We start from the raw sequence: 22812 nt of genomic DNA, 5'->3' as shown, positions 1-22812 counted from the left end.
ATATTAACCTTTATGTAGTGAATTATTTACGGAGAAGTTTGGATATAATAATTTACCGCTGATATAAAATTGTTTGCGCAACACCAATAAAGTACTCTGATTCAACAATGATATGGTTTAAGACAACTTTTGCTGTTGGGTTCGTACTAATTGGAACACTTTCTGTCATCATAGTGCGGCAAAAGTTAATAAATTGCTCGCTCTGTTTTAAACAATATGAGGTAAGCTGCATGATATCATGGTAAAGCGATTGAGAAATTTGTCCATTTGAACGGTTGACCGTTTCAATATATCTAACAACTCGTTGATGAGTTTTCGCAAATTCCATTTCCCATTTCTTTAAAGCACTTACATATTTTTGTTCAAGATTTCCAACAAGCTCTCTAATCACAACAGTATGTTCCTCTTCTTGGTGTTTCCAAAATTCGGCCTCATCAAGAACACGCAACGGCATCATGTTCCCGTAGTAATACTGCAATTATACATCCCCCATTCTAATCATTCTCTTGATATTTATATTCAAATGAATAAAGGGGCAGAACTTATTAATCTTTATCAATCCATGTTAATAATAGAAACATGCAGATAACTGTCAACCCTGCAAAAGATAACAATGGAATTTTATCAATTTCAAATTCGATCAAAAATTTTCTAAGCGACTCTTGGAAAATTCCTCCGAAAAATGATAATGGAAAACCAACAATAGTTATCGTTTTAATCACTCTGCTCGTCCGTGATTCGACAACACCTTTAATTGTCGTTTCAATCTCACTAACCATTGAATACAGCTCGTTCAGTTGCGAGTTTAAGCCCCAACGTTTTTCAATTACTTGTCTAAATTGAGTAACATCATAATCATTCGTCTTCGATGCTGTCTCAAAAATACTATTTTGTAGCTCAATTTTAATTTTCGCTAAGCTACTACTTAGCGTAACGATTTCTTTTCTCATCTTCCGTTTACTACCGATTTTATCCATTATCTCTTGAACTTCTTCTTTAATTCGTGTTTGGAACTTTTCAATGGCAATTTTACGTTTATTTAAACATTGAAACTCCTCATAATAAGTGCTAATATTTGCGCCTTCATCTGACCAATCATCGAAAAATACTGCACCCTCGTTATGAATTAATGCAAAGCCACCTGGAAGTTCTAGATAATCAAAGCTATTCTCATTTGGCAAATCTTTAATGGAAGGGATTCCTCCATTATTTTTTAAACATGCCACTAAATACCGTTTAAAAGTTGGGGTAATTATCATTGTGTTTTGTGGGTTCGATTGTGCCCATTTGATACCGATGAATTTTTTTAACTCCGCTTCTTGAATGACTTTCAGATTGCAAATGTCACTTTCTTCTCCCCATTTACTACTAGTATAGGAATGGACACGCAAACCTTTCATCGGGTTATATAAATTCCACAATGTATCTAACACATCGTCCCATGATAACTTTGAGCCTAACACTTCTTCTCCTTCTGGGATAACAGATTTTTCTGTCATATTAGGAGATAATACTTTATCTTCACTCGTTAATGTTTTAGGTGCTGCGATAATGGTAAAACTGTTATTACCATTGAACCACGGCTGATTGGTATCATAGTTGTCGCGAGGTTTATGGTTTGGTCGTTTGCCTTCCCATCGTTTGTTCTCTAATTCTTCCAGCGAATCCCATAAGTCTTTCAAATGAACACCTGTTGAAGGATCTACTGATATGACGTAATCATTCCCGCTTCCTTTCAAATGAGGACGATGTAAGGCCATTAAACCAAAGCCCATTTGGAAGAAAGAATTTTGCCGATCATTTCTTGAAAAATTCTTCAATGTCGCTAAAACATTAATTTCAGTAGCGATAATTGAATCCACAAAAACACGTCGATTTGAATTTTGTAATGGTAACAGAAGTTGAATTTCCGTTGCATTTCTTAATGTATTCTCATACTCTAGCTTTTCAATATTCAATAGTGCTATTGCTCGATGGTATCCTTCTGAGTGCTGTAGTACAGGTACGTTTGCTGGGTCAACCATTTCGGTTAGCGCTTCAATTGTAAAATTCAAACACATTCGAAAGCCATCTAAAATCTTTTGCTGATCATATGTTTTTACAATTTGACCGTTCTCTTCTTCAAAAATTGGTACAAAATATTCATGAGACAACGAGTTTAATAACACTCCCCATGAATTTTCGATTCCCCCAGTGGCTTTTACTTCTCCCGCTTCCCAGAGGTTCACATACGACAACCATTTAAGAGGGATTTGTGAAATAGGTATATCATTGCATCGTGCAAAAAATAAAAGGATGGCAAAACAAGTATCAGGTGATAAATCTTCTATAAAAATTGTAAGATTATTCACTTCTTGTTTGGTTGAAAAACTTTCCTTCCATGGAAGAAAGAAATCATCCTTTTTGTTAACAATATATTGCGAAACAGATACACTCTCTTGACCTTTAATTTTGTTTGAAAGCAATAGTCCACCAGATTGTTCATTTCCAATGCCAAACAAAATTTCATTTTCACAAGCAATCTTTTTATTTGGATCGTATTGAACCTTAATATTATTAGAATTTATGTACGTCTTTAATTCGGTTAAATAGTTTTCTAACATCGTAAACTCCTAGTATAAGTTTTGTTTTTAATATCTTTTATGAAAGACAAAAGTGGGTATCTTTCACTGGATTTTTATAGGAAAATAGTAGCTCTATCATTATATCAAGCAATTGATGTTTGATATATAAATATCTTTATAAAAGTAGATGAATACCAAAGCGAGTCATTTTTTATGTCAATTTTCACATTAAACCTTTACATAGAAGGAGTTGGGAAATTTTAGGTTATGTGAGATAATTATATACAGACAAACATTAAAATTGGGGGGATTTAAATGGAGATTATTTTGGGATATTGGCTAGACTCAAAAAAGTACCCAGATGAGCTGAATGGACAATCTGCAAGCGTAGGGAAAATAATTACCGGCTTTCATGGACTTATCAATATTTTAGAAATACAGCTAGGACAAAATTTCCCAGCTGTTGCGGATAGTACCCGGATTGCAGAGTGGCAGGCTACCATTACACAACTTGATGATGGGCAAAAACCATATTCCAAATCATTTAAAACTGATTCATGGAATACTGCGCGGGAACTAAAAAATAGAAGAGATGAACTTGTTCTTGCAGGCTGGAATCCAACTATTTGTGAAGGTGGCGGGAAATGGATTGAAGCAATTGCAGAAATTGAATTAGCAAGCGTTGACCATAGCAAAGGTTTTGCAGATCGTGTACGAGGATTATTCGAATTGCTAAATCAACAAACTTTACCACTCTCAATCAATAAAATTACTCTCGTTGATCAGGACGAATCACTTTGGGATAACTGGGCCATTGAGTTAGTCGAACTCCTAAAGTTAAACGGTATACCATTTGAGAAAATGACGTACCAACTACCAGAGTTTCCTAAAGAGCCCCTCACCGACTTAGAAAAAATTAAAACAGCCTTATATGACCCAAGTAAGGAAGTTAGTGATTTAAAAGTAATGAAGGATGGTTCTTTCATTATTGTACGATCTGAACAAGAATGGGATGGTGCAGACTATTTAATTAGTTGGCTGCAGCAACATGGTGATCAAAATACTGTTTTGATCAATAACGCAAACAACCTTTTATTAACTGAATTATTCCATCGCCGTGGCTTACCATCGAGTGAGGTTAGTGAATACTCGAAATGGCGTTCAGTACTACAAGTGCTGCCGCTTACAATTGAAACCTATTGGAAGCCGGTTCGTGTAGACCGTATGATGGAGTTACTCACACTACCTGCATCCCCCCTACCTAAAAAGCTTTGTTATAAACTAGCAAAAGCATTGTCTGAAGAGCCAGGTATTGGTGGAGATAAATGGAATGAGGCTCTTGAAAATGCTGTAACAGAACTTGAGGAACAGTGGATTGAAAAAGGACTCGACACAAGACAGTTAAATAAACGGAAAACAGAGTTACAAGAAAATATTGATTTATGGATTAATCATGATTATTACGACACAGTTGAAGGAATACCATGCCATATTATTGAAAGGATTTGCCGTAAAGTAAGTCACTGGGCATTTACAAGAAATAGTTTTGAACCAAATTCAATTTTTGCCCAATGTTTTAGTTCTGCAAATGAATTGATTAACAGTCTTCGTGCGTTAAATGTCAAACGAATTAGTCAGCTGCAGTTAGCAAATATACTAGATTCAATACTAGGTGATGGTACCAAACTCAATGCTTATTATTCTGAAACAACAAATTGGATTACAATTCAACAACCAGGTGCTATGTGGGGACAAGCAAATAATATCGTTTGGTGGGACTTTGTTCAAAATTCGACAACCAACTTTTCTAAATGGTCGGATGCAGAGCGTCACTTTTTACAATCGCACAATATTAATCTCCCAACACCTGAAAAAGAGCGTCGTCGAGAAAGTTTATCGTGGCATCACGCACTACAGTTTGCTAAAGATAAAGTCATTCTCTTTGTACCTTCGAAAATTCGTGGAACAGATGTAAAAGCTCATCCCCTTTTAGATGAGATTCGATTTGCTTTATCAAAGATGCAAGCTGAGGAACAACAACTTACTATTGATGCCGCAATGCTTCGTATGCGTGAAAGTGTAACAATTTCAGATAGTACATTTAAACGATTCCCATTAACAAACAAAGCAATCCCAGGCCCTATTCGTCAATGGCAAATTCCACAACAAAAAGTTGCATTAAGAGAAAAAGAATCTGCCACAAGTTTTGAGAGTGTCCTTAGTTGCTCACTTCAATGGACATTAAAATATAGTGCCAACATCCGTTCAAGTAACGCTCTATCTCTTCCAAATGAGTCAACTATGTTAGGAAACCTTGGACATGCAATATTAGAACAATTAATTAATGAAGATGCATTCACAGCTAGTATAGATATCCAACAAATGACAGGAGAAATATTCGATCGTTTAGTGCCAAAAATGGCTGCTATGTTACTTCTCCCTGAAAATCAATCCCTTCATCGTAAAGTGCGCCGGGATTTGCAAAAGTCGATGCAGCAATTCGCGGCATTCCTAGAAAATTCGGGTGTAACCATTACCGAAACAGAAGGGATTTACAATAAACAATGGCAAGAGGGGGTTCACTTTGAAGGAAGACTTGATTTGGTTGGCCAAACAGCAAGTGGTCGAACAGTACTATTTGATGCAAAATGGTCGAGGCGTCCTGCTAACTATAAAACGAAACTACAAGAAGGCTCTATCCAACTTGCTTTATATCATTGGCTGTTATCAACGACAGAAGAGGACTTCATTCCAGTAGCATACTTCATGTTGCAATCGGGTGAATTTTTCTCAGTGCCAGACAATGAAATTCCAGAGCAATACCACGTTGAAAGCATATCGATGAATGAGACGTTGCAAACGGTTCAACACGAACTTACGAAAATAAGTAATGCGTTAACAAATGGTTTGGCCATAGCACCTGGAGTTGAAGAAGATGGTGTCGAGGAACCAATTTTCAAACCAGTTTGTAGATTCTGTGAATATCAAGATTTATGTGGAGTTAGGAGGCTACAGAAATGACAGGTTCTTTAAAAATTATTAGTGCCGGTGCTGGAGCTGGTAAAACAACACGATTATCTAAAGAAATCATCGATGTGATTCATCACGACATAGCACCTGAAAAGATTGTTGCAACAACATTTACAAAAAAGGCTGCAGAAGAATTGATTGAACGTATCCGTCTTGAATTATTAAAAGCCGGAAAAACAGACGAAGCTGCACGAATACTAGATGGCTATGTCGGGACGATGAATAGTGTATTTGGGCGCCTGATTAAAGAATTTGCTTTAGAAATTGGCTTATCACCTGTACAAAATTTATTGGAAGAAAACGAATCACTGTCACTCTTTAATTCCATTGCATACAAAGCGATTACAAAATATGAACTACAACATTTTGAGTCATTACAACGTCTTCAACTCATTGGTGGAGACACACCTTGGAATAAATATGTACTAGACGTATTAAAGCTTGCTCGTGAAAATGGCCTATCTGCTTCAGATGTAAAGAATTGTGCCAACTTTTCATGGGAAACAATGCAACAATGGCTACCAACGCCAGCTGAAAACGGTGATGAGCTTACAAGAAAACTTGTTTTAGCACTTAAAAATGCAAGTAAAACATTACCAGGTAGTGACTCGACGAAGGCAACACAAAATGCAATCGGCGCGATTGGAACGATGCTAGCCCAAATTGAACGGAATGGATATTTAACGTGGGATCAATGGGCAAAAGCTTCAAAACTAACACCAGCAAAGGCAAGTTTAGAAGAAGTTTTACCAATTCATCAAGCAGCCCATATTCATCCTACACATCCACAATTACATGCTGATTTAAAAGCGGTGATAGAAGCGGTATTTTACTGTGCAGCAGAAGCAATGGAGCTATATGAAAATGAGAAGAATTTACGTGGTTTAATCGACTTTACAGACCAGGAATATTTGGCGTTAAGGTTACTTGAAAATGAAGACTATGTACAAGCATTGAAAGAACGTATTGAAGCTGTTTTTGTCGATGAATTTCAAGATTCAAGTCCATTGCAAATTGCACTAAACATGAAGTTACGTGAAATTGCCAAAAGTGCTACTTGGGTTGGCGACGTCAAACAAGCAATTTACGGATTCCGTGGTACAGACCCAGATTTAATGAAAACTGCTATGAAAAGCATCGAAGGAATCGAACAAGCAATTTTAGGAGATTCATATCGCTCACGGAAGTCGTTAGTCGAGTTTGTCAATGAATTATTCGTACCCGTATTTAATACAACAGGTCTAACTAAGGAGTTAGTTGAGTTAAATCCTAAAAGAGATGATATCGACGTTCAACAAATTTCACTGGAAACATGGACTTTTAGCGATTCAAAAAATGCGAAGAATGATGCAGCATCCCTTGCCCATGGTGTTTGGCAAGTAATCCAGCAAAAAGAATCCTATATTGTAATTGATAAGGAAACTCGTGAAACGCGAACACTTAAGCCAAATGATATTGCGATACTTTGCCGTTCAAATGATGAATGTGCCGATATTGCAAGTGCCTTATCAAAGTTGGGAATTTCTGCAACAATTGGTGGTAGTGGATTAATGGCAACAGTGGAAGTTGTTTATGCTATCGCAACTTTGCGCTATTTAATCGATAACCGAGATACACTAGCACTAGCACAAATTCTCCATTTAGGGTCAGATCAATGGCAAAATGGAGAATGGTTAGAAGCTTGGTTAAACACTGATAAAGCAGAGCAAGTGAAAAATAGCGAAACAATTGAACAACTAGATAATGTCCGTCACAAGATTTTTGAAATGAGTCCATCTGAAATTTTAGATTTAGCTCTTGTTACAGCGAATGTAGATGAACAAATTTTACGTTGGGGTAACGGGAAACAGAGGTTAGCAAATATCGATAATTTACGTGCACTCGTTCAGCAATACGAACATGGTGCAGAATCAAATGGATATGCTGCAACAGCAAGTGGATTACTATTCTTCTTAAATGAAGTGGAAAACAATAAGGAATTAAATCGAGTTGCCGAGTCAACAAATGAAAATGCAGTAAAAATTTTAACGTATCATCGTGCAAAAGGATTAGAATGGCCATTTGTCATTCTATACTCGCTTAATAAATCTGCTATTAGTACTGGCAAACCAGCTGTATTCGATCGAATTTTAGCCGTTAGTACAACAGATTTCAATGTTGAGGATCCGTTAAAGGGCCGAATGTTATACTTCTGGCCATGGCCATATGGTGCCCAATCAAAAGATGTTGGATTTGATTCCGCAGTTCAGGGTACATCACAGCTAATTTTGCGCGAGAAGCAATTACGGGAAGAAAGCCAACGTTTACTCTATGTCGGGATGACGCGTGCTCGTGACTATTTAGTACTTGCAACACGCGATTTTTCAAAAGCGACATGGTTGAATGAGCAAAAATCAGAAGATAGTAATCAAGTGATTTCTTTAATCCATAAAAAAGAAGGTGAAGAAACTGGGGAAATCATTATTAATGGTAAGTCATTCCCTATGAAAACATGTAGCTTAACTCTGCCAGTAGTTCAAAATGAAGACAATTCGTCATTTGATGAAAAGGTCTATATTGGTGAAAAACTAGAAAATGTTGAATTTCAACCTGCAACTTTTAAACCAAGCATGACCCAATTCGCGGAACAGCTTGATGAAAATACATTAAAAGCAGAAGAAATAAATCCACATGTTCAATCGATTGGTTCAAGATTGCCAATCACAGGTAGCCCTGAAATGGATATTCTCGGTACTATGGTACACACATTTTTAACCGTCGACTCCCCAACTTTTGGAAGGGAAAAACGTCAACAGCTTGCTCAATCTATTCAACAAAATTTCGGGGTTTATGCACTGACTCCCGAAGCGTTAATAGAAGCATCAAATCGATTGAATGATTTTATCGAAAATAACTATGAAGCTAAGGTTAATGTTTTTAAAGAGTTTCCAATTCATTTAAAATTCAACAATCAAAAAGCTTCTGGATTTATCGATTGTTTAATCGAATTACCAGATGGTTGGATAATTATCGATCATAAGACGTTCCCAGGTCGCGAGGATCTATGGACGAGCCGCGCGTATTTACATTTACCACAGTTACAAATTTATGCTCATGCATTAGCTGAAGCTTCTAATAAGCCTGTACTAGAAGCATGGATTCATATGCCAATAGTTGGTAAGATGGTACGCTTTTTGCAAGATGATTTATCGATACAAGACACAAATAGAATAATTCTAAATCAATAAATTAATTCAGACTATAGACAATCTCGATTAATTTCGATTTTGTCTATAGACTATTTTATTAAAAAAAGACCATCAAAAGATGATCTATTATGTGTTCAAATCTCTATCGTTATATTCGGTTTTGTTTCGATTCTGCTTAACTTTCCACTTAACTGAGTGTTTTTGTCATAATATAATCAGTTTGTTCTTCATCACCTAAATAGAAGGAATGCGACCCTGTTTGGACAAAGCCCATTTTCTTATAGAAAGCAATGGCATTCTCGTTTTTTTCCCATACCCCTAGCCAAATTTTCTTGTTACCAAGTTGTTGGGCAATTTCAACTGCTTTATTTATTAAAAGTTTGCCAAGTCCATGCTTTTGATAGTTTGTTTTTAAATAGATTCTCTCAATTTCAATGGATTCTTGCCCCACTTCAGCTTCGTCGGTATTCACCTTTAAATACCCAGCAACTTCATTATTAAAATAAACAAAAAAGAACTGCGAAGAAATATTAGATAATTCCTTCTCTAGTTGTTTTAGATTAAATGCCTTTTCTAAATAGACCTTCATATTTTCAGGTGAATTTTGCTCTTTAAATGCACTGTTGAACGTATCGATACTAATTTCTTGAAGTGTTTGTAAATCTTCTAAAGTACACTTTTTTACTTGAACTGTCATTTTACTATTTCTCCCCTTTAATAACTTCGCTTGTTCCCTTTTTTTACGTATTCCCAATCTTTTTCTACGTTTTTTCTCACTCTCTGTAGCAGATTGAAAATGGTTTCTACTTCATTTTCGGAAAGCCCTTCTAAAGCTACTTGATTGGAATAATCATTTTCTCTTTTTAAAAATGCATATATATGATTTCCTTTGTCAGTTGGATAGAGCTTTTTTATTTTTTTGTTATGGGCATCATCTTTCTTTTCAATGAAGCCGTTTATTTCGAGTTTTTTTATAGCACGAGCTGCTGTTGTCCGGTCAACTTTGATCAACTCGGCTAGTTTTTCTTGAATGATTCCAGGGTTTTCACATATTCGCACAAGGTATAAATATTGCCCTTTAGTAAGGTCAAATTCTTTAAATTCAATATTACTAATAGAATCTAGTGCCCTTGCAATCATTCCAATTTCACGTAGAATTTCTTTCATTATGAATCTCCTTCGCATTTTGTTGCAAATACAACATATATTAAATTTAAACTCATTTTGTTGTAATTGCAACAAAAAGTGTGTAAAAAAAAGCCGGCTTAATTTTGCCAAGCTTACATTGAACATTTCTGACCGATGCTATACCCTAGTCCAAAAACGCTTTTGGGCAATAGCATTGATAAATTCCGTTCCAAAGTTAGGGTTATTTTCTGAAAAAACGACGTCATCTAACTTATTTACTTCTAAAAATTGTTGCTAGTCACCATGGAAACACTCCATTTTGTTACTCTCAAATAAAATAAAAAACTACCAGAAATCTCCTAGTAGTTTTTAACGAATGTAACTTTATCACTCACTATACACTTCTTAACGCATCGATTGGATGTAGCTTCGATGCCTTTCTTGCTGGTGCAATTCCAAAGACAATTCCAATTACTGCAGAAAATCCTAGAGCTAAGAAAACCGTGGAAGCTGTAAGGATTAAACTAGTACCCATTATTAAACACACCACATATGCGACTAAGACGCCACCAAAGAATCCAAGTATTCCACCTATCAGTGAAAGGAATACTGCTTCTAGTAAAAACTGCTGTTGGATTCGTTTAGGTTCTGCGCCGAGTGCTTTTCGGAGGCCAATCTCAGCAGTTCTTTCTGTAACTGATACGAGCATCATATTCATAATACCAATACCACCGACAAATAAAGCAATGGAGCCAATACCGCCAAGCATAAAGGACAGCATATTTGTAATTTTATTAATTGAAGACAGCATATCTTGCATATTCATTACTGTAAAAGCTTCCTTTTTATCATAAAATGCTTCAGATAAAGCTGCTTCAATATCTTCTGTAATTTTCTCTGAGTTAGTAGCATTTTTCATATACACATCTACACTAGAAACATAGCCCGTTCCAAGTAAACCCATGGAAGTGGTATAAGGAATTATCACGGAATCATTCGTTGAAGAACCAGAAAAATCATTTGATTCTTTTAATGTTCCGATGATTTGGTACGAAACACCACCTATGATGATTTCCTTACCAATCGGGTCTTGCCCAAAAAACATTTCCTTTGCAATTGCCGATCCAATTAAACTAACTTTATTTTCACTCTCAATATCTAATTGATTAATTCCTCTACCTGCTTCTACTAAATCTTTTGACTTAGAAAAGTAAACATCATTTTTCCCTTGAACTAGTACATTCGTTTTTTCTGCACCAGAAGCAACAACTGTTGTATTTCCAGATAAGGTTGGTGATACACCTGCGACATTCTCAATTTCTTGTAGTTTTTCAATATCACTTTCAACTAGTCCTTGCTTAAGGGGTGTACCTAAAACTTGAATCGATATTTTATCTGCACCGAAAAGTTCGAATTCACTGGTCATTTCATTCATTGAACTTTTACCAATTGTAATTAAGGCAATGATTGAGCTAACGCCGATGACAATTCCTAGTATTGTGAGGGCAGAGCGCATTTTATTGTTCATCACATTCATCCAGGACATTTTGAGGTTTTCTTTAAACATATGCTGCCTCCTCCCTTAGTTGGCCGTCTAAAATATGAACGATTCGATTTGCAGTTTTTGCAATTTCCCTATCATGTGTGATCATGACAATGGTTTTCCCCTCACGATTAATTTGCTGGAAAAGTTCCATGATTTGTTGCCCCGTCTTTTGATCCAATGCTCCGGTTGGTTCATCCGCAAGTAATATCGTAGGCTCCGTAACCATTGCCCGCGCTATTGCCACCCTTTGTTGTTGACCGCCTGAAAGCTGATTCGGACGATTTTGAATTTTGTCTTCAAGTCCTACTCTACTTAACATCTCCGTAGCTTTTTGCTTTCGTTCCTTTTCATTTATACCAGCGTAAACGAGAGGGAGTTCTACGTTTTGTAACGCACTTAGTCTTGGCAGCAATTGAAACTGTTGAAAGACAAAGCCAATTTCCTTGTTTCGGATGGCTGCCAATTCCTTTTCGTTTAACTCATTAATCTGTTGGTTCGATAACATATAGTTTCCGCTTGAAGGGGAATCAAGGCAGCCAATGATGTTCATTAAAGTTGACTTTCCAGAACCAGACGGACCTAGCACAGCAAGGAAGTCTCCTTTTCTCACTTGTAAATCAATTTGTTTTAAAACGATTTGTTCTTCATTTCCCATACGATAAGCCTTTGTAATACTGCTCATAGAAAGAATATTGTCTTGCACTATTGAGTTCCTCCTCCATGCATTGCAGCAGCACTATTTTGTTGATCAGGTTTTGGAATCATCACGACATCATCAGCATTTAGTCCGCTTTTAATTTCGATTGTTGTACCATCGTTAATGCCTGTTTCTACATATTGTTTGATTGGTTTTCCGTCTTCGGATAACATGACGTAAGTTTCATTTTTACTATCAAATTGAATAGCTTTCATTGAGATCGTTTTAATTCCTGTTGCAGAATCTTTTAACACTTTTGTTTCTGCACTCATTCCAACGCGGATACTTTCATCTTTGTCAAAATCGATCATTGCTGTGAAATACGAGATTCCATTTTCATTAATGGCTTCTTTGGAAATTGCATATATTTTCCCTTTAATATCCTTTTCAAGCGCATTGATTGTCACATCCACTTCTTGGTCAACTTCAACATATTTTAAGTCATATTCATCCACTTTTACCTTCACATGTAAATTGCTATAATCCACAATATCAACTAATCTTGTACCCTTCATTGCATGGCTATTATTTTTTGTGTAAACGCCAGCAACCTCTCCATCAATTTCTGATTTAATTTCTTCTCCTTCAGAACTAATGACTAACACATCTCCCGTTTTTACCTGGTCGCCTGCTTTTACGAGTACTTCCTCAACATGCATTTCCTTTTGACTAACGATGTTTTGTCTACTTTTAGCATCAACTGTGCCAGAAAAGCTATAGTATGTCGTTATGTCTTCTGTCTGAACCTTTTCCTCTTCAAATGAAGCAGAACCCTTATTAGTTAAAAATGCACCTGAAATTAAGGATACTACTAGAACCCCACCAACAACGAAACTTGTAATCTTTATTTTCTTATTCATTTGCTTTCCTCCAATTGGTAAATACTGTTCTTTACACATTTATTGTACTAAGGAACACCCCTTAACAAACCGCACTCTTATTGGAGGACCACCGCACAGTTTTTCGAATTACACCGCAGTCTATCTGTAGAGCACCGCAAAATTTTGTGGTACCCCGCAAGCTTTTTGAATAAAAAAAATACCAGGGATCCCTGGTACATTTGACGATCAAATTATTTCAATTCTTCTTCTGGAATTAATCCAAGACTTTTTGCTTTCGCAATGGTATCTACTCTCGTTCGTACACCAAATTTTTGGTACAGCGTTGTTAAGCTATATTCTAAAGATCTTTGACTCATAGCTAAAGCAGATGCAATTACACGCGTGCTTTTCCCTTTAGAAAGCTCTAATAAAATTTGTTCTTCGTTTTCAGTTAACACTACTTTACCACTAGTGCTTGAACTGTCTGAGATAATTCCAGGTCTTCTTAATTCTCTTACTAAAGAAAGGGGTAAAATAACCTGTTTTCTTAATGCACAACGGATTCCAGCGACTAGCTCATCTCTTGAAGATGTTTTTGATAGGAATCCAGAAACCCCTGCTTCCACAAGCAAATTAAAATGTGGCTTGATATCAAATCCTGTGTAGATTAATACAGTTAGGTCAGGATTATAAGCGAGTGCTTGCTTTGCTAGTTCAAGTCCATTTAAATGTGGCATATACAAATCAAATAACAAGACATCATAATGTTTTAACTTTATTAGATTCATCGCATTTAACGAACTATTTTCAACCGTAATGTTAAAGTCTGGTTCTTGCTCTAATAGCATTTTTGTACCTTCAATAATCGATAAATGATCATCGACAATTAAAATATTAACCATTATAGTAAACTCCTTTCAAGATGAATGGGAAGCTGCAAAGTACCATGCGCTGAGGTGAACTCAATTCCCCCTCCAAGACTTTGCGTTCGTTGGCTTATACTCGTAATCCTCATATTAGACGTATCGATTGTTTTACCATCATCACAATAAATTAACTTTAGATGATCGTTTTCAACATACAAATCAAAGTTAACCGTCGATACATTATCCTGTTCTTCAGCACGTTGTAGAAATTCCTGTACAATTCTATAGATACCTATCGTTTGCTCCTCGCTTAAATGTAGCCGGGAGAGATTTGCAGATGTAAAAAGGATTTTAAAAGTAGAAGATAATTGAATATGCTCAAATAAATTTTCTAAAGATTTTTCAAGCTCCAACTCTCTTAGCAAAGGTGGCCGTAAGTTATTGCAAGTCGCTCGGATCGCATAAATAATATCCAACAACCCTTGCTCAATTTTGATTAACTTTTCTTTTGCTTCACTATCCAGTTCGTGTTTTTTGAGAAGCGATTCAAGCCTACGATATAAATCAATCTGGTCCTGCAAAACGGTATCGTGTAAATCACTTGATAATGTTAATCGCTGTTGTTCTTGAAGATTAAACATCATGCGTAAAACCCATTGTGGTGTCTCATTATTAAGAGTAGTTGTTTCTAGCTGAAGCATCAGGTTTTCAATCATATTAAGATTTTCAAACACCATCACAGAATAATGTACAAACGTTTCTAGCCAAATCATTTCCATTGGCTCAGTTACTGCATTTGCATTAAGAGTTATGATATATGGTCGCTGGTTTCTTTCCCCTAGTTTTATATAAATGCTATCATCAATCGTCACTATATTTCCGCTCATTATTTCCATTTCTGCGGCTTCAGGAAATGAAGTAACAAATTTAGGATTCGAGTTCAGGAGAATTGTGACAAGCTCTTTCATAATCCTTTCCTCAAGTTCTGAAAATTTCATAACTGCTGTAAGATCATTTGAGAAATTCTTTAAACTACTTTGTAAAATTTCATGTCTATTTTTATGATATTCGAGTTCAATCTCCATCTGCTTTCGTTCGGTAACATCCCTTGTTGAAACAACTTGGAGATAATCTTCTGTCCCAGGAAGTGGGGTAGTTCTACATTCAAAATACCGAATTTCTCCACTTTTCCGAACCATACGATATTCTGTAGAGTTGCTCTTTTCAGAATCCAATAAATGCTTATGTCGATGCATCATCATTTCTCGGTCTTCAGGATGAACCATAATAAATGCATCAACACCTTTTAGTTCTTCAGGGTTATAACCAGTTATCTCATATAAACTAGGGGTTGCAAAAATAATATGTCGCTCTTGATTAACAATAAAGAGCATATCACTGGAATGGGTAAGGATGGTTTCTAACATTTGTTGGTTTAAGCTCATACAAACACCACCATTTTCAACTTGTATTAGTAGTTTACCTTAATCGTAAAGATCCTGAACCGAAAAAATCTTGCGTGCCTTATGCCTATTTATGTGGTGTGCTAGCTAGTGAGTGGCAGTGTCAAAACAACTTGTAATCCTTCATCAGCTCTTGGTATCATTTCAACTTCTCCACCAAGACTTTTAGCTCGTTGTCTAAAACTTGTTAACCTCACTGCATCGCTAAAACCCGCTCCATTATCTTGGTAGATCATTTTCAAGCAATTTCTTTTGTATTTAAAGTCAAATGTACATTCAATAGCAGCAGATTCTTCTGCAGAGTGGAGCAAATCCTGAACCATTCGATAGATACCAATCGTCTCTTCTTCATTTAACGAAAGTTCCGAGAGACCTTCCGAAATAAAATGTATTTTATAGGTGGAAGACAATTGAATATAATCAAATAAATTTACTAAAGACATTTGGAGTCCCAGTTCTCTTAAGAGAGGTGGCCGTAAGTTATTGCAAGTCGTCCGTATTTCATGAATGATATCCAATAACCCTTGCTCAATTTGAAATAGTTTTGCTTTCTGTTCTTGCTCTATTTCTTTGCGTTGTAAAAGGGATTCAAGTCTACGATACAATTCAATTTGATCCTGTAATACTGTATCATGCAAATCGCTAGATAACGTCAACCTCTGTTGTTCTTGTAAATTAAAAATCATTCGTAACATCCATTGAGGTGTTTCCTCTTGATGTTTCGCCTTTTCTAGCTGCACCATCAGATTATCTACTATATTTAAATTTTCAAATAGCATCATCCCGTAATGCGCTATTGTTTCTAACCAGATTGTTTCCATTGGGTCAGATATTGCCTCTTGTTGTAAAGTGAGGATATAAGGTTCTTGTTGTAAATCACCGAGTTTTATCAAAAGTTTGTTAGCAACCGTCACCAACTCTCCATCCCTTAAGTCCATTGGAAAAGATGTAAGAATGCTTGGGTTAGACCCAGGAAGTACCGTTTCTATTTCTCTGAGCAACCTTATCTCAAATTCAGCTAGTTTCATTACCCCAGATAAGTCATCTGAAAATTGTTTAAGGCTATTCTGCAAAACTTCATGTCTATTCTTATGATATAGGAGGTCCATTTCCATTAGCTTTCGTTCTGTAATATCTCGCATTGATACTACTTGAAGATAATTTTCCGTATCCGGTAAAGGGGTCGTTTTACATTCGCAATACATTATCTCTCCATTTTTCTTAATTGTTCGATATTCAGAGGAATTATTTTGTTTTGACGCTAATAGGTTCTGGTGTCTCTTTAGCATAAATTCTTTATCTTCAGGGTGGAGAAAAAAGAATGTATCTCTATCTTTCCATTCTTCAGGTCCATAGCCCGAAATCTTATAGGCATTCGGTGTAATGTATACAACATGACGATTTCGATCACAAATCATAATGGCATCACTTGTATATTCGAGGATCGTTTCAAAAAATTCCTCATTATATTTCATGCCTGAAACTCCTCCTGTCATAGTCTTCTTGCACTTAGTTTACCTGAATATGGTATATCGTGGACCGAAAAAATCTTGCGTGATAGGCGCTTTTTTTGAGAGGTATGTAACGCAAAAAAAATAAACCACTGTCCGTGCGTGGCTTATTTTTCACATAATCTATTAACTATTAATCGGCAATTCTAGCTTAACACGCAATCCTTTTCCAAGTTGTGAATTAAATTCAATGGTACCTCCAAAGCTTTTAATTCTCTCCCTCATACCAGAAAGTCCGATACTCTTGTATGTTGGTGTTAGTTTATCAGCGTTGAACCCTACCCCATCATCTGAATAATGTAAGATAACTCGATTGTCTTCGCATTCTACATAAAAATGCAGATTGCTAGCTTGAGAGTGCTTTCCTGCATTGTTTAGTAACTCTTGAATGATTCGATAAAGACCGATTGTTTCTTCTTCGCTTAAAATGAGACCTTCTGTATTTTTTGTAGTGTAGTTGATTTTAAAAGTTGAAGATATTTGGGTGTATTCAAACAAATTTTCTAGCGATTGTAAAAGTCCAAGTTCTCGTAAAAGTGGTGGACGTAGCTCATTACAAGTCATCTGAATTTGGTGAATCGAATCTGATAATCCCTTAGAAATGCCCATAAGCTGAGCCTGAATTTCACCCTTAAAATTGTAATCTTTTAAAATCGCTTCAAGATTTCGATATAGATTCATTTGATCTTGTAACACAGTGTCATGTAAATCACCCGATAATTCTAATCGTTGTTTTTCTGATAAATTAAATAATAATCGTAAAATCCACTGTGGTCTTTTATCTTTTTGAAGGGCATCTTCCAATTGATTCATTAAGTTTTCAATAACATGTAAACTTTCAAAAACCATTACCGTGTAGAAAATCAAAGTTTCGAACCAAATCTTATCCATAGATTCCTTTAGTGAAAAAGCCTTTATTGTGAGAATGAATGTTTTATCTTTACGCTCTCCTAGTAAAATATGTACTTGCTCATGATCATATTGAAGCTTTCCTACAATAAGTTTCGGTAGGTAAGATTGTAAGTCAATTGGGTTATCCCCTTCAAATTCATCCGTTTGTCGATGATAAATACTGATTACCGGTTCTGAATCTGGAAGTACAGTATCAAGTTCTTGTATTAATCTATTTTTTAGCTCAGAGACTTTTAAGACCAACGATAAATCTTGTGAATACTTTTTTAATTGATTTTGTAAATATTGATACCGATTTTTGCGATTCTCCAGCTCAGTTTCCATTGATTTTCGTAAAGTAATGTCTCTAATCGAAACCACCGCTAGATTATCTGGAACATTAGGAATTGGCATAACCTTTGATTCAAGGTATTTTATTTCACCATTTTTATGAAAAACACGATATTCATCAACTTTAGCCTTTTTTAAAGTAATCACTTCCTGATGTGAGGCCATCAATCTTTCTCGATCTTCAGGAAATACTGGCTCAAAAGCATTTTTTCCTAAAATATCTTTTGTAGAATAGCCCAAAATCGTTTCAAAAGAAGGTGTAACAAATTGCACGTTTTGACTTTGATCCACAACAAGAAGGATATCTTGTGTATGCTTTGTAATCGTTTCAAACTCCCAGTGCATATGTTTCGTTTTATCCAATCTCTCACCGCCTAACAGATATACTTTACCTTTAAATTCCATTTTACAAGATGTACATAAAAATGAGTAGGGAAAATAAAAAATGTCCGCAAAACTGGTTACGGACACTAATTATTATAAAAATTAAACAGCTGAAATCATTTTCGTTATTTTAGTAGATGGCTTTTTAGTCTCATGTTCATTTTGTTTTGAATGTAATTCTTTGTAATATCCATTTAAGCGCATTAGCTGTTGGTGACTTCCACTTTCGATGATCTCACCGTTTTTGAGAACGAAAATTGTGTCAGCATTAACAATTGTCGAAAGTCTATGGGCAATCATGATGACAGTTTTATCTTTTCCTACTGTAAATAATGATTGTTGAACAAGCTTTTCACTTTCGTTATCTAGCGCACTTGTTGCCTCATCCAATATTAGTATAGAAGGGTCTTTTAAAAATACTCGTGCAAGAGAAATTCTTTGCTTTTGTCCCCCTGAAAGTTTAATTCCTCTTTCTCCTATTTCTGTTTCATATCCTTTTGGTAGTTTTCTAATAAATTCATCTGCAAAGGCTTTTTCTGCCGCTCTCTTCACTTCCTGATCGGTTGCATCCGGTTTTCCTAGCTTGATATTATCCTTAATTGATGAACTGTATAAGAAATTATCTTGTGTGACGATTCCCATCTGTTCACGCAAACTGGATATTGAATAATCCTTTATATCCCTTCCATCAACAAGGACTTCCCCAGAACTTGTATCGTACATTCGCATGAGAAGCTGTAAAATCGTACTTTTTCCTCCACCACTTTCACCAACAAATGCATACGTTTTTCCCTTTTCCATTTTAAAATTCACATGATTTAAGATTTGACGGGATTGATCATAGGAAAATGAAACATTGTTAAAAGTAATGGATTTATTAAACGTTTTTAATTCAGTAGGATTTTCTTTCTCCTTAACCGTTTTTGAAATATTTAAGAAGTCAAAAATTCGTTGAAGGGCGACACTTCCTTCCGTAATAACCGGAAATGCTTGAACAAGCGCAGCAACAGGACTTCGCATTTTTTCTACATATGCAAAAAAGGCAATCAGACTACCAACAGTTAAATTTCCTTCAATAACAAACCAACTTGCAATAAATGCAACTAGTAAAGGTGTAAAATCAATTAAAACATTAACAGTCGATAATGAAAGCGCATTAATTTTCGCGTGTTTATTCGTTAACACCTCATACTGTCCTAAACGATCATCTAATTCCTCTTTGTCACGTTTTTCAGCAGAAAATAGCTTCGAAATAAATGCTCCTTGAATTTTTTCGAAAACAAAACCATTTAATACTGACCGCTCATTCATCATGTTCTTAGTTGAAACTTTAAATTTTTTTGAGAAAAAGTGAGCAAGCAAAAATTGAATTGTTATTAGAACAATTGAAATCATCGCGAGCTTCGGGTTAAGTACAAGCATAATTCCAATAACAGTTACAAGCACGATCATTTCAATCAAAATGTTCCCAAAAGTGGCTGTTAAATAGCCCTTCACCTTTTCTACATCATCAAAAAAACGTGTACCAATTTCCCCACTTTTATTTTCCGTAAAGTATTTCGCATCTAGAGAGTGAATTTTATCAAAGATATCCTGACGAAGCTTTTTTAGAATATTGTTATTCGCAGTATGGATACAGTATTGTCGAACGTATTCCATAGGATAGCGTATAAATAAAAAAATGATGACCATACAAATTGCTATAAAAAATAGCTTTTCAACTTTTTCCGCATTCGTGTAAATGCTCCCTTGAAGTACGTCGTCAAAAATAAATTTTAGAATAAGAGGAACAGACAGCGGTATTAGAAAACGGAACAAACTCCCTACGAATCCCCAGATATATAACAGTGCTTCTTTTTTTACATAAGGTGCAAATTGCTTGTTAAACATACTAGAACCCCTCTCGTAAAGTTAACTTTTCTACCACTAACTTTACACTTTTTTCTGGCAACTAAAGCGCAGACTTACTGCATGGGGTCCGCAAAACCTTTGCGTTGAATATACAATTTCTTTCGGGTATCTCTTGTTTATGTAGCAAAGATTATTTAACTACCTTATTAATGATTTATGCCTCATTCGATAGCTTTATAAAAGGGAAAAGAAAATAGTTCCACACATTAATAATAAGCTAAATAATCAACCCTTCATAGCTTTAAAATAAGTCATGCCTGCCGTGTAGTCTTTTGTAGCTTCACCATTAGATTTCATATAAACCGTGTCACCTTAACGCAAAAACCCAAGTCTTCGTAAAAAACTTGGGAGCTAAATAAAACTTTATTTTCCGTCAGTAATAGTGGTAATACCTCGTTCAAGCAATCCTGCAAAACCTGAAAGAATCCGGTTCGCGGCTGCCGTATTTTTTTCAGCAGGAGTCATTACATTCATACACGCTCTCATCGCAGAAACTCCCACTAAACTTTTCGCTTCACCCGATGCAACAACTCGTTTATCCAACGCTGCTAAGAAAGTGGTGTCACCTAACCATGTTAGATTGTAAAGATACGCACTAGGTTGTTTATGATTTAGTAATTCTGTTGCTGAACTAACTGATGCATCACTTGTGACCAGACTCGGCGAAGTTCCCGTGTTTTCAGCTACCAATCTAGCTTTTACAGTATTAATACTTGTTATAGTTGATGCGGCTCCGGCAAAATCAAAAGGCTCGTGAAGTTGATGAGCTTGACCAGAATTCAAAACGGAAGTATAGTATGCAGCGATTTGTTTGGCTTGAGTCAAATAATTCCCGCCATTTGATGGTTTTTTCAAATCTCTTGTCCCAGTGTGACCATGTGCAGCCAACGCTAATCCCATCCCTGTGTAGGCATTATATCCTGACGAACCGAATGGCTTTCTAACGGTATTTTTACCGCCAATCGGAATAAAGGTCCGTGAATTATTTGAATAGCCGTATCTCCCTACTACTGTATTAGAAAAGGTTACAATTGCACTTCGATGTGGTGACGACTTACTAACTAAGTCTGAGTAAACACCTAATGCACCTGCAACCAATGCCGGTGAATTTAACGCAAACTTAGGCACCGCATATAAACCACCATATTTATACGGCGCTGTATCAGTATTCACTTCTTTAATGCAGAACTGAAATAAATGTGCACCAAGGTAATCAAAGAAATTCTTTGCGTTAGTGTCTACAATACCTTTCGAAGTAAGATTTAAAGCATTATAAGTAGAACTTTTTTTTATTAATGCAAAACCTAACAAGATCATCCCATAACCTGGGTCCCCAAAGACATTCCCGTAAGTTAGTTTACTTTTGTTAAGCAAACCACTGATATTCAAGATACTAAGGATTAAGTTTATTTCTTTAATAACTCTTTGTTTTCGATTAGCATCGGTTGTTCTTGGATACAACGCTCCTAAAAATTGAAGTTGCATTCCCATTCGTTGTAAACTAGTTGATATGCTTGGATTTCTAGATCCTGTAATTTGGGTGAATGTGCCGTTATATTTACTTCCATACGTAAAATAAGTTTCAAATGCCAATTCAGCTTCGGTTAGAGTACGTAGTATCAACTTAAAATACTCCTATTTTTCATATTTTGTAAGCATGTTATAAAAGGAAACTTGATTATTTCCTCAATCCAATGTTAGACAGTGATAACTATACAAACCTCTCTTGCGTAACGACCTAAAATCTTTTCTTAATTATTTTATTCTTTGAGTCTTTACACCTTCTTTGTTACCAGCATTTCTACCTCTATTATTTTTTCATGCTATAACTTCACCACCTTCCACCAAATGGTAATAAAATAGTATATTTTAGCTTTATAAGTTGCATTAAGGCATTTATAGCAAGTGTGGAAAAATTGTTGAAATTATTATTGAAATAAATCGAATGCCGAGGAAGCGTCAAGAAATTGCAGATTCTAAATTTTTTCCTTCTCCTAACACTCATTAGAAGAGATATGTTTTAAGTAGCTAGCTATTTTACATAAAGAGCTGAGGTCAAATTGGGGTGATATCAATAATTGAATCGATAACAAAGAAGAATAATAGCATGTCGCGCAAGCATGTCTAGACGAGGCAACAGTCGGGAGAATGCGGTTATTGAATCTTTTCATTCGAATTTGAAAACAGAAGAATTCGCACGTGTAAAACATTCATTCATTAACAAATGAAAAGACGAGTATACATGTACAAACTATATGAGTTTCTATAGAAAGAATACAAGAAAAATAGGCTACTTAGCGCCCGTAGAATATAGTTACCAAGCAGCCTAAAGGGTGTTTTTATATGTTTCTCAAATGACTAGGTCAGTTCATTTTTTAAATTTTTGATAGTTTCTTCGGTTGAAACTCCCTTCCGAAACTAACCAGTGCGTACTTTTTGATTTCTTCTATCACTTCTGTTG

15 protein-coding genes are annotated in these 22812 nt (G+C 35.7%); 2 read left to right on the top strand and 13 right to left on the bottom strand.

What is annotated here, in order from left to right; translation table 11 throughout:
* Positions 1-52: 52 nt before the first annotated feature.
* Both CRO00_RS13165 and CRO00_RS13160 read right to left on the bottom strand, forming a co-directional pair.
* Positions 53-478, bottom strand: a complete 426-nt coding sequence (locus tag CRO00_RS13165) for a DUF2935 domain-containing protein (protein WP_097074126.1) — start codon at positions 476-478, stop codon at positions 53-55.
* A 67-nt stretch (positions 479-545) separates the two neighbouring features.
* Positions 546-2603, bottom strand: a complete 2058-nt coding sequence (locus CRO00_RS13160) for a hypothetical protein (RefSeq protein ID WP_097074125.1) — start codon at positions 2601-2603, stop codon at positions 546-548.
* 276 nt (positions 2604-2879) lie between these two features.
* Between CRO00_RS13160 and CRO00_RS13155 the strand changes: the two genes are divergently transcribed.
* The gene (locus CRO00_RS13155; RefSeq protein ID WP_097074124.1) at positions 2880-5585 is read left to right on the top strand and encodes a PD-(D/E)XK nuclease family protein; all 2706 of its coding nucleotides are present in this window, start codon (positions 2880-2882) and stop codon (positions 5583-5585) included.
* Positions 5582-8821, top strand: coding sequence for a UvrD-helicase domain-containing protein (locus tag CRO00_RS13150; protein WP_097074123.1), 3240 nt, complete (start codon positions 5582-5584; stop codon positions 8819-8821). Before CRO00_RS13155 ends, CRO00_RS13150 begins: the two co-directional genes overlap by 4 nt.
* Positions 8822-8969: 148 nt before the next feature.
* On the opposite strand, the gene paiA is transcribed toward CRO00_RS13150, so the two are convergent.
* From paiA to CRO00_RS13095, 11 genes are all read right to left on the bottom strand, one after another.
* Positions 8970-9479: a spermidine/spermine N(1)-acetyltransferase gene (paiA, locus tag CRO00_RS13145; RefSeq protein WP_097074122.1), complete on the bottom strand. Its 510-nt coding sequence runs from the start codon at positions 9477-9479 to the stop codon at positions 8970-8972.
* A gap of 17 nt (positions 9480-9496) precedes the next feature.
* A complete protein-coding gene (locus CRO00_RS13140) occupies positions 9497-9949 on the bottom strand; it encodes a MarR family winged helix-turn-helix transcriptional regulator (RefSeq protein WP_097074121.1) in 453 nt (150 codons plus the stop codon).
* A gap of 355 nt (positions 9950-10304) precedes the next feature.
* Positions 10305-11477 (bottom strand): ABC transporter permease, encoded by a 1173-nt coding sequence (locus tag CRO00_RS13135; RefSeq protein WP_097074120.1) that lies wholly within the window; start codon positions 11475-11477, stop codon positions 10305-10307.
* Positions 11470-12159 carry an ABC transporter ATP-binding protein gene (locus CRO00_RS13130; protein ID WP_272914318.1) on the bottom strand — a complete coding sequence of 230 codons (690 nt, stop codon included), beginning with the start codon at positions 12157-12159 and terminating at the stop codon, positions 11470-11472. Before CRO00_RS13130 ends, CRO00_RS13135 begins: the two co-directional genes overlap by 8 nt.
* Positions 12159-13013: an efflux RND transporter periplasmic adaptor subunit gene (locus CRO00_RS13125; RefSeq protein ID WP_161946695.1), complete on the bottom strand. Its 855-nt coding sequence runs from the start codon at positions 13011-13013 to the stop codon at positions 12159-12161. The genes CRO00_RS13130 and CRO00_RS13125 overlap by 1 nt, the downstream gene beginning before the upstream one ends.
* 212 nt (positions 13014-13225) lie before the next feature.
* Positions 13226-13876: a response regulator transcription factor gene (locus CRO00_RS13120; RefSeq protein ID WP_097074118.1), complete on the bottom strand. Its 651-nt coding sequence runs from the start codon at positions 13874-13876 to the stop codon at positions 13226-13228.
* Positions 13876-15285, bottom strand: coding sequence for a PAS domain-containing sensor histidine kinase (locus tag CRO00_RS13115; protein ID WP_097074117.1), 1410 nt, complete (start codon positions 15283-15285; stop codon positions 13876-13878). Before CRO00_RS13115 ends, CRO00_RS13120 begins: the two co-directional genes overlap by 1 nt.
* Before the next feature lie 101 nt (positions 15286-15386).
* Positions 15387-16778: a PAS domain-containing sensor histidine kinase gene (locus CRO00_RS13110; protein WP_097074116.1), complete on the bottom strand. Its 1392-nt coding sequence runs from the start codon at positions 16776-16778 to the stop codon at positions 15387-15389.
* A 162-nt stretch (positions 16779-16940) separates the two neighbouring features.
* The gene (locus CRO00_RS13105; RefSeq protein ID WP_237658422.1) at positions 16941-18461 is read right to left on the bottom strand and encodes a PAS domain-containing sensor histidine kinase; all 1521 of its coding nucleotides are present in this window, start codon (positions 18459-18461) and stop codon (positions 16941-16943) included.
* 81 nt (positions 18462-18542) lie between these two features.
* On the bottom strand, positions 18543-20330 hold the full coding sequence (locus CRO00_RS13100) for an ABC transporter ATP-binding protein (RefSeq protein WP_097074115.1): 1788 nt from the start codon (positions 20328-20330) through the stop codon (positions 18543-18545).
* A gap of 384 nt (positions 20331-20714) precedes the next feature.
* Positions 20715-21974 carry a hypothetical protein gene (locus CRO00_RS13095; RefSeq protein ID WP_097074114.1) on the bottom strand — a complete coding sequence of 420 codons (1260 nt, stop codon included), beginning with the start codon at positions 21972-21974 and terminating at the stop codon, positions 20715-20717.
* Between the last annotated feature and the right edge of the window lie 838 nt (positions 21975-22812).

It is taken from the genome of Ureibacillus xyleni, assembly GCF_900217795.1.
GTDB classification, from domain to species: domain Bacteria; phylum Bacillota; class Bacilli; order Bacillales_A; family Planococcaceae; genus Ureibacillus; species Ureibacillus xyleni.
This window is presented reverse-complemented; position numbering and strand designations above follow the sequence as displayed.